Raw genomic sequence first — 16,343 nt, 5'->3', positions numbered from 1 at the left:
GGCCTGAAGCGCCGTCACTTGATGACGGCGGAACCCTTGACGATCTCGATCGTCTCGTCGCCGGAAAGCCCGATGCGGTCGCCATCGGGCGTCGTCATGAAGCAGCCGGAGGGGCAGACCGGTTCGGATGCACCGGCATCGACGACGACTTCCACGCGATTGCCACCTTCCGTAACGGTCAGTACGACGGGTGCCCCATCCTTATTCGTGACGGAGGCCGCCAGTGCTGAAGGTGCGGCGGAAAGGAGAAGAAGAAATGCGACTGCAGAACGTGCCACGGTATGCGACATGGGCTTTACGCCCTCCCCTCAAGCGCTCGTCGCCGCCACCCGGCAGCGATCGATTGCATGAAGTTATAGCGCGATAGCCGTGAATGAGTGCTGAATGATCCGTTCAGCCTTTGAGCTTGCCGTCTGCCGTCCTGCCGCGCAACTGGCGCACCGGCTGCTCGTCGTCAACCATTTCATTGTCCCTGGTTTCATCTTCAGCCGAGGCATCCTCGGGCTCTGTCGGCTTTTCGACGAGCACCTTCTCCATGTCGGCGTTCGCCTGTCGGTGGATGGTCAGATCGCTCTGCGGCAGCGGGATCTCGATGCCCTCAGCCCTGAAGCGCTTGAGGATCTCGATCCTCAGATCGTTGCGCACCGTGAGCCCATCGCCCATGTCGGCGAGGAAGAAGCGCAGCTCGAAATCGAGCGAGTAAGGCCCGAAGCGCAGAAATTCCACATGCGGTTCCGGATTGCGCAGGATAAGCGGTACGGCCGCCGCCAGTTCCAGCAGGATACTCATCACTTTGCGCGGGTCGGCCTCGTAGCTGACGGAAACCGGGATTTCTGAACGCCCCAGCTTATTGCGATGCGTCCAGTTGCCGACGAGCCCGTTGATGAGCTCCGAGTTCGGTACGATGATCGACTGCTTGCGAAAGGTCTCGATTTCGGTGGCGCGCACTGAGATGCGTTTGACGATGCCTTCGGCCGTTCCCGAAACGACATGGTCGCCCACCTTAAAGGGGCGTTCCACCAGCAGGATCAGGCCGGAAACGAAGTTGGACACGATATTCTGCAGGCCGAAACCGATACCGACCGACAGTGCCGAAGCGACGAGCGCGAGGTTGGAAAGGTCGATGCCTGCTGCCGAAATGCCGAAGATGGCGGCCACACCGACGCCGAGATAGCCGATCCCGGTCTTGACAGAGTTGCGTACGCCAAGATCGACATGGCTGCGCGCCATGACATTGCTGTCCAGCCACTTCTGCACCCAGCGCGTCGCCAGATAACCGCCGGCAAAGAGCAGAATGCCCGTGAAGATGCCGAGCAGCGAAATGCTGATGCCGCCGAGCCGCACCTCGGTGAACAGTCGGTAGGCGAGCAGCTGCAGGTCCTGCACATGGAAGCCCCAAAGCAGCAGGATGAGCGGGATGCCGGTCAAAAGCGCCACCGCATAGATCAGCAGCCCGACGACCAGGCCGACCTGGTCGATTGCAACATCGCCGAGGTTGAAGCGGCTGCGCAGGAAGCGCCCGAGGAAAGTTTCGCCAAAGTTGTCCTGACGCGAGACCGCCTTGCCGAGCAGCAGGCCGATATAGGTGGTGACGATGATAGCACTGGTGATGATGAGCTGCGTCGCAACGAAGCGCGCCAGGCCGACATAACCCGACAGCGCCGCAAGGATCAGCCCCGCGCCGAAGACACGCAGCAGGATCGCCATACCGCGCGGCCAGTGGCGGCCCGGTGCATCCGGATCGCCATTCCTGGCCAGCATCGGTTTGCCGAAGGATCCGGCAATCAGAATGACACCGATGATCAGCGCCGCAAGCAGGCTGCGCACCACCGTCAGAACCAGCGGTGACCCCATCGCCTCGCCGATGGCGCCAAAGAGATAGTCGAGCGCGTTGACGACGGCCATGGCAATCAGGCAGTAGCCGACCGACCGAGCGCCGAGATTGGAGAGGCGCACCAGACGCCAGGACGGATCATTCGGCGCAAAGACCGCATTGACGAAGCGGCCCACGAAGTAGACGAGGCCGATCGAACCGAAGAGCGCAGTAACGACAGGCGTGATGTCGCTCCTCAGCACATTGAAGCCGTCGAGAAAGATCAGCGACGTCACCAGCAGCACGTCGAGTGAGGCCGTTCGGATCAGCGTCGACCAGAAGGCAAAGGAAAGGCGGCTGATATAGGAGGGCTCCTCGACATGGACATCGCGCCGTAGATACTGGCCGAAAAGCCGGTAGCCGCCGGAGAGCAGGATCAGGGCCGTTGCGAGCGACAGGAAGATCGCTGCAAACAGCTGCAGGCTCTTGAACTTCCAGACGAAGGTGATCCAGCTTGAAAGCGTCTGCGAAAACTCGCTCGCCTCCTGGACAAAAGCGCCCGCCGCATCGTCGATGACAGAGATGGAAATTTCAGTGCGCCGGAACAGCGTATCGGCAAAGAGCTGGCGCCGCGTCGCCGTAATCACGTTGGAAAGCTTGGTGATCGCGATCGACAGGTTTTCCGCATCCCCCGTGACGGCATTGATCTGCGAGCGTTCCGCCGTCAGCGCATTGCGCTCGTCAGTGACGATCTGCGCTTCCGGGGGCTGGCCGTCCTTCGGCGGCTCGCCAAGTTCGGCAAGACGGTTCTTGATCTGGTCGAAACGCGGGCGAAGGCTGACGGATGTCGCGATAACGCCGCGGCCGAGCTCGTCCGCCTGGCCGGCAAGCTCCACGAGGGCGTCGTCATTGTCGGCGTTCTGCTTGACGCGGTCCTGCAGGGAGACAAGCTGGTTCTTTGCCTTGTCGATATCCTTCAGCGCCTGGTCGAGCGTGCTGTTGGCAAGCGGTGCCTCGGACGGAGCTGCCTGCGTCTGCACAGGCTGCGTCTGGGCCTGACCCGCCGGCTGCGGGGCCTGCGCGAAAGCGGCGTTTCCATCGAGATGCAGGCCGGCAATAGCCAGCGACAGCAGAAGAACGGTGCGAAGCAGCCAGTGTATCAAGCGCAAGAAGCCCCCGCGTGGATTCGTCTCATCATTTAGATGACCGCTTTTATAGGAAAGAAAGGCGACAGAAAGGCGGAATTTCCGGACGGCAGCTCAGAAACCTGAGCCGGGAAGCGCCAGATAGGCAAGTTCGGCCTCGCTGGACTCCCGCCCGACAATGGCGTTGCGATGCGGAAAGCGCCCGTAAGTCGCGATCACCTGGCGGTGGCGAAGCGCGTAGTCACGGAACTCTTCGTCGCCGAGCGCCGTAAAGAGCGCCACCGAGCGGTCCTGCTCGACGAGGTCTTCCGCATGCTCGAACGGCATGTAGAAAAAGGTCTTCTGGATGCCGTCGACGGCGTGATCGGCGCCAACGGCAAGCGCCATTTTCGCCTCGCGCAACGCCAGCCCGTCGGTCGCAAAGGCAAGCGGCGTGGCCCGATAGATATTGCGCGGAAACTGGTCGAGCACGATGACGGCTGCAAGCCGGCTCTCGGGGCTGGAGCGCCATTCCTCGGTCACGCCGCGGGCAAGCGCGAGGTGGGTTGCACGAAATCGTGCCCGGATTTCCTCGTCCAACTCGGCAGTCGATTCGAACCATTCCTTCCGGCCGCAGCGGACGAACCAGAAATCATGGACCTCCCCGGGCGTGCAGACGACATCGCTATTCATGATGCTCCTTCCGACGCGTCAGCTCACGGAAAAAACCAGTATCGCCTTCGTGCCGCGATGCTCCGGATCATATGTAAGTTCAGATTTCAGACTGCCGGCCATAGCGTTCAATATCCTCGTGCCGAGACCGGTTCCCTTCGCCGAATCCGATGGGTCGAAGCCCTGGCCACTATCTTCCACAGTGACCCTGAGCACATCACCTTCCTGCTCGGCGATGACCTTGATCTCGCCCGGGTTGCCCTCCGGATAAGCATATTTGAAAGCGTTGGTGACGAGTTCGCTGACGATCAGGCCGAGCGTGATGACCTTATCTGTCGCAAGATTGGTCGGCTGGGCGGTCAATACCACGTGATGCGGCCGTTTTTCGTCTCGCATCGAGGCTTCCAGCTCGGTCAGCAGGCTACTCAGATACTCATCTACCTGCACCATGCCGACCTGCCGGTTGGTGTAGAGACGGCGGTGGACGCTGGCGATCGCATTGATGCGCATCTGCGTTTCCTGCAGCGCGTCGATCGCCACCTGATCCCTCGTCACGGAGGACTGCATGCGGATCAGTGCGCCGACGAGGCCGAGGCTGTTGGCGATGCGATGATTAACTTCGGCAAGCAGCATCTCTGCATGGTCGCGCTGCTGGCGGATCACCTCCTGCGCCTGTGCCGTGTCCCGCAGGAAACGAGCGCGCTCCAGCCCCTGTTCGAGGGCAGCGGCCAGAAGATCAAAATAATCGGGCGAAACGCCCTTGAGGACATAGTCGTCGGCGCCGGCTTTCAGCGCTGCGACCGCAACGCTCGTATCGTCCGAGCCGGTGGCATAGATGACGGGCGGATGATCCGGCATCGCCACGATGCGCGGCAGGATATCGAGCCCGGTTTCAGTCTTCAGGGAATGTTCGAGAATGACGGCTTCGATACCTCCTTCGGCGAGCAGCGCAAGGGCGGACGCCCCGTCGCTCGCCCATTCGAGCGTAAAGCCGCGCCTGCCGAGATTTTCCTGCATCAGCAGCGCCAGCGCTTCGTCATCGTCTATATAGAGGATACGGATGGGATCGCCCGTATTGCCGCTGGACCCGCTCATTCTGCCTCCGGGCTTGTTTCCGCAGCAATACCGGCTGCGAGGCCGCCGATTCCTTCTGCATGAAACTGTCGTACATGGACAGGCGCACGTAGACTACACCTATCATTTGGCATGAGAAGACGCCAAATGATAGGCAGATCGAAGGAGAGTAGCATCGAGAATATCGCCCCTTCCCGGCTGCAGCCGGAACCCCTCTAAAAATTGTGAACACGGATACTGAAATTCATGCGTTAACGCAGGGGAGTGCAAATGGTTCCGCGGTCAGTCAACTTTTTTGAAAGCGCCGGTGATGAGAAACTTCAGCACCCGCATCGGTAGCAAGCTGCAGGAAGCGCAGGCAGGATAAAAAGCCGATCATGCCGACCACGAAGAAGGCCCAGCGGAAATCACCGAGCATCGGGTCCGCAGCCCCGCGAAGCCCGGAGGAAATGTTGAGCACTGCCGCCGCAACCGCAACGCCGAGCAGCATGGAAATCTGTTGCAGCATGCTGGACAATGTCGAGGCCGAACTCCTCTGCGACGGGCCGATATCGGCAAAGGATAGCGTATTGAGCGCGGTGAATTCCATCGATCGCGAGAGGCCTGCAATGAGGAGCAGCGCCGAGATGACGACTTCAGGCGTTTGCGGCGTCAGAAAACCGCAGGCGACAATCGAGCCGGCGGCGATGAGCCCGTTGAAGAAGAGCACGTTGCGGAAGCCGAAGAAGCGCAAAAGCGGCGTCGTAACCACCTTCATGCCGAGATTGCCAAGAAAATAGACCAGCAGATAGGTGCCGGCGGCAATCGAGCTCAGGCCGAAGCCGAGCTGGAAGAGCAGCGGCAGGAGGAAGGGCGTCGCATTGATCGAGACGCGGCAGGCCGTACCCGCCGAAAGCGTCGTCATCGAGAATGTCTGCACCTTGAAGGCGGCGAGATCGAGCAGCGGATTGTCGACCCGCAGAAAGTGCCGCGTCGCCATGACGGAAAGCACCAGGCCTGCGGCAAGCATGACCAGGAGCGGCAGGAAGCCACCCTGCCATTTGACCGATAGTTCGAGCCCGGCAAGCAGAAAGGTCAGCCCTGCGGCGCTCAGGAAAAATCCCTTGATATCGAGCGGCCCGACGCGTTCCTCGCGCTGCTCCGGTACGAAGCGCAATACCAGCGCGATGCCGACAAGGCCGATCGGAATATTGATCAGGAAGTTCCAATGCCAGCTGGCATAGGTGGTGATGAAGCTGCCGAGCACCGGGCCGACGACCGGGGCAGTCAGCGCCGGCCAGGTGATCAGAGCAATCGCCTGTACCAGCTCGGACTTGCGGGCATTTTTCAACACGATGATGCGCCCGACCGGCGTCATCAGCGCACTGCCGACGCCCTGCACCGCTCGCGCGATAACGAATTCGGTGAGGCTTCCCGACAGGCCGCAAAACAGCGACGCTCCTGTGAAGATGGCGATCGACAGGAGGAAGACGCGCCGCGCCCCAAACCGGTCTCCGAGCCAGCCCGAAAGCGGAATGAAGGCCGACATGGTCAGCATGTAGACAGTGATGCCAATGCTCATGGCGACCGGCTGTACGCCGAAAGTCGTCGCCATCTGCGGCAACGAGGTTGTGACGATCGTCCCGTCGAGAATCTGCATGAAGAAGGAAACGGCAACGACCAGCGCTACGATCTTTGCCTGGCGGGCGCCTGCCGCCTCATCTGTCTTGTTACTCGTCTGAACTGCGGTCATCGATCTGCCAATGCGAATTTCGGGTGCGCGGGCAAAGGCGGGAGAGTTGAAGGGCAAACCGCGCGAAGGGATATGCAGCCTGCATACGCCGCTTATCCCGGATCGGAAAGGTCAAATGCCGCAGAAGTCGAATCTTTTGTCAACATGTTCGGCAGCAATCCGATATCAGCGGCCAACAGCGGCCTCGGTCGGCCTTGCAATCACGCCTGCTTGCGGAAGCTTGCCGAGCTCGGATCTGCGTCTGGCCGTATCGAGCTCGGAGAAATCGTCGGGCAATTCGGATGTAAATTCGCCCTGCACCACACAGTCGATCATGAACATCGGCCGGCGCTTGTGCTCCTGTACGAGGCGGCCGACATATTCGCCGAGCGTGCCGAGCGCGATGAGCTGGATCGCACTCAAGGCGGAAATCGCCGCCATGATGCTCGACCAGCCGGTGACGACATTACCCTCGAACCATTGCACGAGCGTATAGATCAGCAGCCCCACCGCAAAGACGGCGGCGACGAGCCCCATCCAGGCGCTGACCCGCAGCGGAATGATGGAGAAACTGGTAATCGCATCGATCGCAAAACGGATCATCTTCTTCAACGGATATTTCGTCGAGCCGGCATAACGGGCGTCTCGCGTATAACGCAGCGCCACCTGCCTGCCGCCGATCCAGCTCACCATGCCGCGGATGAAACGATGCCGCTCCGGCATGTTGAGCAGGATATGAACGATGCGCGCCTTCATCAGCCGGAAATCGCCGGTGTCCTGCGGGATCGAAATGGATGTCAGCCGCGTCAGCAGCCGATAGAAAACGGAGGCGGTGATGAGCTTGAATCGGGTCTCGCCTTTGCGCTCGTTCCGCTGCCCGTAAACGACATCGGCGCCCTGATCCATGATCGCCATCATCTGAGCCAGCAGCTCCGGCGGATCCTGCAGGTCGGCATCGATAAGTAGGACACGTTCGCCCCGCGCCACCGCAAGGCCCGAAGTCGCCGCGAGCTGGTGGCCGTGATTGCGCAGAAGCTTGACGCCGAGCACCTGTGGAATGTCTGCCGCAAGCGCCGATATGACGTCCCAGGTATCATCGCTGGAGCCGTCATCGACGAGGATGATCTCAAAGGATCGGCCGACAACTGCCTCCGCCGCTGCCCGCGCGCGCCGGCAGAACTCGTTCAGCCCCAGGGCCTCATTGTAGCAGGGCGCCACGATGGAAAGCTTCGTCGTCACATCGCCGTCATCAACGGATTTGCCCATTTCCACCGAATCTCCCAATCCCCGCAGGAAAGCATGCCCAATCGCCGGATGGCACACAAGCAGAGCCCTGGCCTCGAAGGCAGAACCCGCGCCGCCGGCAATGGTTTGATATCATGCGCCTGCTTTGCATATCCTAAAGGCAAAGCGGTAAATGGATTGCAGAGCGTGAGCGGAGGGAGGAGTCATGCAGACTGTAGCACCCGATCTCGGCCGCAGGGCCGCCGAAGCCAATGCCAAGTTTCTCGTGGCCCTCGCCGTCATGGTCTTCCTGGCGGCGGGTACGCTCGCGTACTGGCAAGGCTGGCTCTTCGTCGCCCATTTTGCCGCCTGGGCGGCTGGCACCTCGATCTATTTCTATTATCGCGACCCGGCACTTCTGGAAAAGCGCATGCGCGGCGGGCCGGCCGCCGAAACCGAACCGGTGCAGAAACGCATCCAGATTTTCACCAGCATCGTCATGGTCGCACTTATCATCGTCTCGGTACTGGATTACCGCTTCCACTGGTCGGCCGTTCCTTTATGGGCGGTCATTGCAGGCAATCTGCTGATCGCCGCAGGTTTCCTGTTCGTCGTTATCGTCCTGCGGGAAAATACCTTTGCCTCGGCCACAATCGAGGTCTCCGAAGGCCAAAAGGTCGTCTCCACCGGCCCTTACGCGTTTGTACGCCACCCCATGTATGCCGGCGTCCTGCCGCTCGCATCTGGCATCCCGCTGGCGTTAGCCTCCGTGTGGGGCCTTCTCTTCGTGCCACTGATTTTCGCCGGCCTGATCCTGCGACTCCTCGACGAGGAAGGCCAGTTACGCCGGAACCTACCCGGCTACGAGGATTATTGCCTTAAGGTGAGATACCGGCTGTTTCCCGGCATCTGGTGACAGACGATCGGGCTCACGGTTCGTAACGGCTGATCTCCAGCCCCGATCCGACCGGCAAAAGCACGCTGGTAATGCCGGGCTTGCCTCTGATGGCCCGGGCATAGATCCTCACATCTTCAGTGACAGGATAAATCATGTTGTCGGCAACGATGACAGCGCCCGTATTGAGCTTCGGATAGAAGGCTTCGAGGCAAGGCAGATAGAGATCCTTCCAGAGATCGACGAGCACGAAATCCACCTTGCCTCGCAATTCGCGGATCATGGCGACCGCATCTCCCACCCGGAAATCGATATGCTCGGCAAGCCCGGCCTTTTCGGCCATCGCCTGCGCGTAGGCGGATTTATAGCCATGCACTTCCATGGTGATCAGCCGCCCGCCGGTCGCCCGCGCGGCCTCGGCAAGCCAGATACCGGAATAGCCGAAGGACGTGCCTAGTTCGAGAATGGTCGGCGCCGTCAGACCGCGGACGAGAATGTTGAGAAATCGGCCGGTTTCAGGACCGACAGCTCGCATCCGCTGATCCTGCCCCCCATCGCGTCCTCCCGGCGCATCCTGGCGCGAACTGCGGCGCTCCTCATCGATTCGCCGGTGGTAGGAATGCAGAACATCGAGAACTTTCTCATCCAGCCGATGTTCGTCGACCAAGGTGGGATGGTCCTGCTTATCATTGCGCATCGACACTCCTCCAGGGTTTGGCCAGCGGCGGCAGATGCCGCGGCAATGACCTCGGCCCACGAGTTAAATACCGAGCGAGATTTCCGGCAAGCGCAGAATGATGAGGGCAAGGCCGCCGATGATTCCCGCTGGCGGAATCAGCGGAATCGAAAAAACAGAAAAAGCCGACAAGCCCCGGATATCAAAGGCTTTATCTGCGACGTTCATTCTCATTGAAGGAGAAATTGGTGGGTGATGTAGGGCTCGAACCTACGACCCGCTGATTAAGAGTCAGCTGCTCTACCAACTGAGCTAATCACCCGTCCGCGCTTGGCTGCGCGGTGTGACGGGGCATATAAATAGGATCGTCCGGCTTGTCTAGCGCCCTGTCGAAAATTCTTTGGTTAATTGCAAAGTTTTTTTGTCAGGTGCCGGAAATCCAATGAAATCAAAGGTCGAGCGTGCCGGTTGCTATCCGCACCGCCTGACCGCCGATCCGGGCGTTCGAGATGGCCCCGCCTTCGATATCCATATGCAGGTGGATGAAGGACGGCCGGCCCATTTCCACGCCCTGCTCGATGAGAACAGGGTGATGCCCGTCCGTCAGCCGGTCGAAATGGTTGATTGCGCCGGAGAGAGCGGCGGCTGCAGAGCCTGTCGCCGGGTCCTCGGAAATGCCCATGCCGCTTGCAAACATGCGGGCATGGAACTTCGCGACATGGTTGACGCCGCCGCGACAGTAGACATAGGCCGAGGCGAGCGCGCCATCGACGAAGGGAACGGTCTTTTCCCAGAGCTGCGGATCGAATTCCATACGCCTCGCCGCGCCGACATCGTGAACCGGTACCATGAGGAAGGGAACGCCGGCGCTCCAGATCGACGGCACGTGATTCTCGAAGCCGATTTCCGTCGCCTTCAGCGACAGCGCGTCGGCGATGCCGGCTTTGTCGAGCGACAGGTGGATCTGCTGGGATTTGCGCGGCAGGTCGAATTCGGCAAAGCTCGCCTCGCCTTCCCGAAGCCTGACGGCGCAGCGCACCGGCCCGACATTTTCCTCCAGCACCGAAACGAGGTCGAGTGTCCCCGCCGGGTGTGCCTTTTCCGCCAACGCAATCGCGGTACCGACGGTCGGATGGCCGGCAAAGGGCAATTCACGACCGGGCGTGAAGATGCGGATACGAGCCGTATAGGCCGGATTGTCGGCCGGCTGCACGAAAACCGTTTCGGACAGGTTCGTCTCGCGAGCGATCGCCTGCATGGCGGCGTCGCCAAGTCCTTCGCCGTCGAAGATCACTGCCAGCGGATTGCCGGCAAGCTTGGTGTCGGTGAACACGTCATAGACGCTGTAGCTCAACGCCACATTGGCCTCCCTGAATCGGTCATCGAAGAGCCAACCTGCCCGACAGGACGCCGGAGTGCAAGATTACCTGTTGAAATACCAGTCGATGATTGGAAGCATAGCGACGTTGTAAGGCTGCGCAGCCGGATCGGCAGAACGAATTGCGACAGCGCCCGATATTTCCTTGTCATCGGCAACCAGCATATGCCGGCTAATGAAATCGACCATGTCATCTGCCGTCATATCGAAACGGAACAGCTTGAAAATCGAAACCGACCGGCGGATGTGGCTGGCATGAAGCCCCTCGCCTGCAACGGCATCGGCGAGATCGAGTCCGGTCTCCTCCATCACCTCGCGGGCCATGTTACCGTGGATATCGCAACGTCCATCAACGACATCATCGGGCTCCAGCGAGCCGGCGGCGAAATAGACCTGGCCGGCATTGGCTGTATGCGCGCCCATGCGAATCGCAACCAGCGCGCCGTCGGATGATTCCAGCACCGGATAGGCAAAAAGATGGATGGCGCCCTTCCGCTCCGGCTGCCTGCGCCACCACATGAAGGTCGAGAAGGGAACGGTGTGGGCCTCGCTCACAATCCCTTCTTCGGAAAGCTTCAGCCGATGCTGTAGCACCATGCGGCCGTCGAAGAGCGCCGGGTTGGCGGCGATTTCCCTTTCCCAATTCTCGCGGATCGATGTCCGGTTGGCCGTCAGCAGCGGATGATCGCCGTCAAGCACGCGCAGATCCGTGCCGGCGATCGGAAAAACCGTCTGTTCCGGCGGAAAGGCTGAAAGGTCCTCTGAAAAATCTGAGGTCATAAGAGATCCAGTGTCATGACAACGGGGCAATGATCGGATGCCTTCGGCCTGTCCCAGCCGGTGCGTGGGTAGCGCTCCACCTCCTGCCCCGGCGGGAATATCGTGCGGTAGGGTTGTCCGAAGCGGATGATTTCGGGGATGCGCTTGGCATTGGCGGCGGCAAGAGCCGGCGATATCAAGAGATAATCGAGTTGGCAGAGCCACTGCTCCTCCGGGCCGCGCGCATGATAGAGCGTCCAGCGGTCGAGCGGGGGGCGCCGGCGCACGACGTTTTCGGCAAATCCGTCATGGCTGAAGACATCGAGGGCGCTCTCGTCCTCGTCCCGATGCTCGAACCGGTAGCCGGTGCCACGCCGGCCGATCACATCGACACGCTCCTGATAATCGTTCATATCGCCGCAGATGACGAAGTTTTTCTTCGCGGTATGGCCTGCGCCGAATCGATCTTCAATGATACGGCGAACGGCTCGCGCCTCCGCCCTGCGGATCGGCAAGGTCGATTGCCGTCCATCGAGCCCGTCATGCGCGCCACCCATCGATTTGAAATGCACGACATAGAGCGTCAACGGCACGCCGCCGATCCTCAAGTCCAGTTCCAGGCAGTCGCGCTTGAAGATCTTGTCGTCGAGCCGGTTGGTCTTGGCGATATCGTCGTCGAAAAGACCGAAATCGCGATAGGTCAACATCGCATGGCTCTTGATGTCCTTCAGATCGATCTTCTGTCCGTCGCGCGTCTCCTCGCGCATCAGAACGGCGACATCGATGCCGCGGCTGTCATTGCCTTCGACGAGGTATTTCTGCCGGTAGCCGTTGCCGACCATGCGGTAGAGATAGCCATATTCAAAGGCCTGAAGTGCCGCCATACTGTCGATTTCCTGCAGGCAGAGAATATCCGCGTCCGCATCGGCAATGGCGAGCGCCGTCATCTGCCTCGTATCGTCGGTCGATGCGATCACCCGCGCCTGCTCCAGCTGCTGGTAGACCCCCTCGTTATTGACTTCGAAGAGCTTGATGACACGGTCCTGCCGGAGCTGGTTGCGATAGCCTGTGAAATCGAAGCGGGTCAGCAGGTTCTCGACATTGAAGGTGGCAAGGCGAAGCGACATCAGGCATTCCCGGTTGGCATCAGCGCCATTACTAAAGCAATTCCAGCAAAAGTGTGCAGCGGTTTTTGCGTCCGCAATTGCGTGAGCATTCCAGAAGACGAACAGGCGCTTTGCAAAGCCGTTTGTCCCTCATAGCCGCCAGCCGGCGCGGATGACGACGTGCACCGCCTCATCAGGCACGACCGCCACACGGCTGTAGGCGCGCAACATCTGACCGTTGCCGAGCGCCAGCTTCACCGCGTAACGCTCACCTTCGAAGAGCACGGATTGAACGGTCGCAGGAACTCCCTCGCCGCCGATGACAACGTCTTCCGGCCGAACAAGAATATCGACGCCATCAACATTGGCAGCATGCAGCGCTCCCTCCAGCTCGTCCCACTCCAGCTGGCGCTCGCCGCCCATGACCGGCAGCGTGATGATCGCGCCGCGGCCGATCAGACCGCCGACCATGGGCCCCTCCGGCCGCGCATAGATTTCCGCCGGCGGCGCCACCTGCAACAGCCGCCCCTCGGACATGACCGCGACATCGGTCGCGAGCGCCATTGCCTCGCTCTGATCATGCGTCACATAGATCATCGTGGCACCGGAGCGCTGATGGAACTCGCGGAACGTCTCCTCCATCTCCTGCTTCAGGTGCCGGTCGAGATTGGCGAGCGGCTCGTCGAGCAGCACGACATCCGGCGATGTCACCAGGCAGCGGGCGAGCGCCACACGCTGCCTCTGGCCGCCGGAGAGATCGGCCGGTCGCCGCTCGGCATAATCGGCGAGGCGCACAGTCGACAGCGCCCTACGCACCTTGATCTTGTAGGCCTCGCCGGAGATGCCGCGCACCTTTAAGGGATAGCCGACATTATCGGCCACACTCATATGCGGCCAGAGCGCATAGGACTGGAAAACCATCGCCATGTTGCGTTTTTCCGGCGGCAGCGATCGTGAAGCGTCTGCCAGCAGCCGCTCGCCGAGATGGATGGAGCCGTCGCTCGGCGTCTCAAAACCGGCGATCATGCGCAGCACCGTGGTCTTGCCGCAGCCGGAGGGACCAAGCAGCGCCAGGAAACCGCCTTCGCGCACATCGAGCGAAAAGCCACTGACAACAGCCCTGCCCGTGCCGAAATCCTTGGCCACCTGATTGAGGATCAGCTTCGCCACGGCACCACTCCCTTGGGCAGATGTTTCGCCAGAAGCTCCAGAAGCAGCATCATGGCGACGACCATGAAGACGACAAGGACGGAGAGCGCCGAGGCAAGATCGGAACTGCCGCTGTCATCGAGATTATAGATGGCGACTCCGAGCGTCTGAGTGCCTGCCGACCAGAGCAGCGCTGAAATTGTCAGCTCATTGCAGGCAATCAGGAAAACGAGGATCACGGATGCGCCTGCCGCCGGCGCGATCAGCGGCACGATAATATCCTTCAGCCGCCGGAAGAAGCCAGCGCCCGAAAGCCGAGCCGCCTCCTCCAATGCCGGATCGAGCTGGTGAAAGGCACTGACCACAGGCTTCAGGCTGACGGCGAAGAAAGAGGAGAAATAGGCGACGAGAATGATCCAGACCGTGCCGTAAAGCGTCACGTTCAGCACCGGGATCGGAGCTGCGAACACAAGGATGAAGCAGACTGCCACGACGATGCCCGGCAGCGAATAGGGTATTTCGACTAGGCTGGAGACGATGCGCGACAGCCTGTCTCTGCGCCGCGTCAATGCATAAGCCGCCAGTACCGTCACGCAGAGCAGGCCGACCGCCGCGCCGCTTGCGAGAGACAGCGAATTGATAAAGGCGGTGCGCGTCACCGCCTGCCGGAAGAGGATTTCCTCGAAGGCATGGAACGTCATGGTCTTGAAGGTGAGCGGCACGCCATAGGCCGGCACCAAGGCACCTGCGACGAGCGCAAAGAAAGGTGCCGCCAGCATGAAGAATAGGATGATCCAGAGGAGTGGTGCAAAGAAAAGCTTCCACCGGCCGAGCTCGAAGGCGGCCGCGGCGCCTGAAAGACCAATGACGCGATAGTCGCGCCCGCGCAGCGCCCGGTCCTGAATAGCTAGCCCGGCGACAGAGATCAGTGCGATGATCGCCGACAGCAGCGCCACATCGCCAAAGGTGCGGCTGGAGAAGGCGGTGAACTTGGAAAAGATCAGCGTCGGCAGGGTGAAGATCGAAGCCGGGATGCCGAGAATGGCGGGAATTCCGAAATTGCCGGTGCATGAGACAAAGGAGATGGCCGCACCCGCAATGATGCCCGGCAGCGACAGCGGCAGGATAATATCGCGGAACACCCGAAGGCTCGACGCACCCGACAGCCGCGCCGCCTCCACCCCGTCGCGCGGCAGGGTCATCAGCCCTGCCCTCAGCGCCAGATAGACGAGAGGCGCGTGCTGCACGCCATAAAGCAGCGCAATGCCGCCGACCGAATAAAGCGGCTGCGGCGATCCCATCGGCGGGGCGATATGCAGCGCCTTCAGAAGCGGGCTCGACGGCCCTGACATCTGCACCCAGGCAAGCGCGGTGACCTGCGGCGGGATCATCATCGGCAGCACGAAGAAGAAACTGAGCGGCCCCTTGGCCGGTATATCGGTCAGCGTCAGCAGATAGGCAAAGGCGCAGCCTATGAAGAGCGAAATGATGGTACCCAGGATCGCCGTAAGGATGGTGTAATAGACGGCCGACCAGACCATGGGATCGGACAGAACCACCATGACACCGCCATTGGCAAAAGCGGAAATGCCGACGATCGCGAGCCGCGCCAAAGGCAGCACGCTGAGGAAAAGCACCACACAAACAATAAAAGGAAACAGCCAGACGGGCTGACTGTTTCCTGGACGTACATAGCCCTGCATGGGTCTATTATTTCGAACCGAACAGATCCGTAAAGGTCTTCAGATCCTTGTCGGTATTCTCTAGCGCTTGGGCAGCATTGACCGGCAGAACCTTGATCGTGTCACGTGCCGGGAAGCCATCGGGCAGCTTCATGCCGTTGCGGGCCGGGATGTAGCCGAGTTTCAGGAAGCCTTCCTGGCCCTTTTCGGAGAGCACGTAATCGACGAACTTCTTGGCGGCGTCGACATTCTTGGCGCTGGCGAGAATGCCGACCGGCTCGGTGACGGCCGAAACGCCTTCGCTCGGGAAGACGAACTCGAGCGGAGCGCCCTTGGCCTTTTCGCGGATCGGCAGGTAATCGACGACCATACCGTAAGCCTTCTCGCCCGAAGCGACGGACTTCAGGACGACGCCGTTGCCGCCGGAAGCGACAGCGCCGTTATCGGCGAGCGACTTGTAGAAATCCCAGCCGAGCCCCGGAACGGCAGCAAGCGTCTGGGCGTGGATGAGAGCGGCACCCGAAGCAAGCGGGCTCGGCATGGTGACGAGGCCCTTGGCTTCCGGCTTGGCAAGATCCTTCCAGCTCGTCGGCTTCATGGCAGCCGAGGTGTTGTACATGATGCCGGTCGTGATCAGCTTCGTGGAATAGTAGTAGCCGTCGGCGTCGTAGAGAGCGGCGTCGTAATTGGCTGCTTCCGGCGACTTGTAGGCGAGCAGCTTGCCGTCTTCCTTGAGGCGCTCGAGCGTCACGACATCGGCGATCAGGAGAACGTCGGCAACCGGGTTGCCCGCCTGGATTTCAGCCTGCAGCTTCGCCATGATCTTCGGCGTACCGTCGCGCACCCAATCGACCTTGATATCGGGATTGGCGGCCATGAAGCCGTCAACGGTCGCCTGCGCATCTTCATTCGGCTGGCTGGTGTAGAGGACGAGGCTGGCAGCGGAAGCCGGGATCGCGAGAAGGCTCGCGGCGAGCAGTGCAGCGGCAGAAACTAGAGTTTTCATGGAAGGTATCCTCGGATGGTGATGCCCCTCCTTATTCGGGGTGTTTTACAGCGGTGTGACAGGGAACGGTAGCT

At 60.7% G+C, this 16,343-nt stretch carries 15 protein-coding genes and 1 tRNA gene; 1 reads left to right on the top strand and 15 read right to left on the bottom strand.

The window, feature by feature from the left end:
* Positions 1-14 precede the first annotated feature (14 nt).
* The 6 genes from EV281_RS15220 to EV281_RS15195 all read right to left on the bottom strand — a co-directional run bounded on the left by EV281_RS15220 (position 15) and on the right by EV281_RS15195 (position 7,660).
* On the bottom strand, positions 15-290 hold the full coding sequence (locus tag EV281_RS15220; RefSeq protein ID WP_132653916.1) for a hypothetical protein: 276 nt from the start codon (positions 288-290) through the stop codon (positions 15-17).
* Between the two features lie 103 nt (positions 291-393).
* On the bottom strand, positions 394-2,982 hold the full coding sequence (locus tag EV281_RS15215; protein WP_132653915.1) for a mechanosensitive ion channel family protein: 2,589 nt from the start codon (positions 2,980-2,982) through the stop codon (positions 394-396).
* A gap of 90 nt (positions 2,983-3,072) precedes the next feature.
* A complete protein-coding gene (locus EV281_RS15210; protein ID WP_132653914.1) occupies positions 3,073-3,630 on the bottom strand; it encodes a DUF924 family protein in 558 nt (185 codons plus the stop codon).
* Positions 3,631-3,648: 18 nt separating this feature from the next.
* Positions 3,649-4,704 (bottom strand): histidine kinase dimerization/phosphoacceptor domain -containing protein, encoded by a 1,056-nt coding sequence (locus EV281_RS15205; protein ID WP_132653913.1) that lies wholly within the window; start codon positions 4,702-4,704, stop codon positions 3,649-3,651.
* 265 nt (positions 4,705-4,969) lie between these two features.
* On the bottom strand, positions 4,970-6,415 hold the full coding sequence (locus EV281_RS15200; RefSeq protein WP_132653912.1) for an MFS transporter: 1,446 nt from the start codon (positions 6,413-6,415) through the stop codon (positions 4,970-4,972).
* Positions 6,416-6,580: 165 nt separating this feature from the next.
* A complete protein-coding gene (locus EV281_RS15195) occupies positions 6,581-7,660 on the bottom strand; it encodes a glycosyltransferase family 2 protein (protein WP_132653911.1) in 1,080 nt (359 codons plus the stop codon).
* A 184-nt stretch (positions 7,661-7,844) separates the two neighbouring features.
* Between EV281_RS15195 and EV281_RS15190 the strand changes: the two genes are divergently transcribed.
* A complete protein-coding gene (locus tag EV281_RS15190; RefSeq protein WP_132653910.1) occupies positions 7,845-8,534 on the top strand; it encodes an isoprenylcysteine carboxylmethyltransferase family protein in 690 nt (229 codons plus the stop codon).
* A 13-nt stretch (positions 8,535-8,547) separates the two neighbouring features.
* Here the strand turns inward: EV281_RS15190 and EV281_RS15185 are convergent, their stop codons facing one another.
* The 9 genes from EV281_RS15185 to EV281_RS15150 all read right to left on the bottom strand — a co-directional run bounded on the left by EV281_RS15185 (position 8,548) and on the right by EV281_RS15150 (position 16,269).
* Complete coding sequence (locus EV281_RS15185) at positions 8,548-9,162, bottom strand: DUF1442 domain-containing protein (protein ID WP_207896876.1); 615 nt, start codon at positions 9,160-9,162, stop codon at positions 8,548-8,550.
* Positions 9,163-9,273: 111 nt separating this feature from the next.
* Positions 9,274-9,417 carry a hypothetical protein gene (locus EV281_RS31140; protein ID WP_165911891.1) on the bottom strand — a complete coding sequence of 48 codons (144 nt, stop codon included), beginning with the start codon at positions 9,415-9,417 and terminating at the stop codon, positions 9,274-9,276.
* Between the two features lie 18 nt (positions 9,418-9,435).
* Positions 9,436-9,511, bottom strand: a tRNA-Lys gene (locus EV281_RS15180).
* Between the two features lie 126 nt (positions 9,512-9,637).
* Positions 9,638-10,549: a PhzF family phenazine biosynthesis protein gene (locus EV281_RS15175; RefSeq protein ID WP_132653908.1), complete on the bottom strand. Its 912-nt coding sequence runs from the start codon at positions 10,547-10,549 to the stop codon at positions 9,638-9,640.
* A gap of 63 nt (positions 10,550-10,612) precedes the next feature.
* A complete protein-coding gene (locus EV281_RS15170; RefSeq protein ID WP_132653907.1) occupies positions 10,613-11,347 on the bottom strand; it encodes an NUDIX hydrolase in 735 nt (244 codons plus the stop codon).
* Positions 11,344-12,453, bottom strand: a complete 1,110-nt coding sequence (locus tag EV281_RS15165) for an endonuclease/exonuclease/phosphatase family protein (protein ID WP_132653906.1) — start codon at positions 12,451-12,453, stop codon at positions 11,344-11,346. The genes EV281_RS15170 and EV281_RS15165 overlap by 4 nt, the downstream gene beginning before the upstream one ends.
* A 129-nt stretch (positions 12,454-12,582) precedes the next feature.
* Positions 12,583-13,602 carry an ABC transporter ATP-binding protein gene (locus EV281_RS15160; protein WP_132653905.1) on the bottom strand — a complete coding sequence of 340 codons (1,020 nt, stop codon included), beginning with the start codon at positions 13,600-13,602 and terminating at the stop codon, positions 12,583-12,585.
* Positions 13,590-15,284, bottom strand: a complete 1,695-nt coding sequence (locus EV281_RS15155) for an iron ABC transporter permease (protein ID WP_132653904.1) — start codon at positions 15,282-15,284, stop codon at positions 13,590-13,592. Before EV281_RS15155 ends, EV281_RS15160 begins: the two co-directional genes overlap by 13 nt.
* Positions 15,285-15,291: 7 nt before the next feature.
* Complete coding sequence (locus EV281_RS15150) at positions 15,292-16,269, bottom strand: ABC transporter substrate-binding protein (protein WP_132653903.1); 978 nt, start codon at positions 16,267-16,269, stop codon at positions 15,292-15,294.
* Between the last annotated feature and the right edge of the window lie 74 nt (positions 16,270-16,343).

This window comes from Rhizobium sp. BK418, from assembly GCF_004341105.1.
Taxonomy (GTDB): domain Bacteria; phylum Pseudomonadota; class Alphaproteobacteria; order Rhizobiales; family Rhizobiaceae; genus Rhizobium.
Note: the sequence above shows the minus strand (reverse complement) of the source record. Positions and strands in the feature narration are given on the sequence as shown.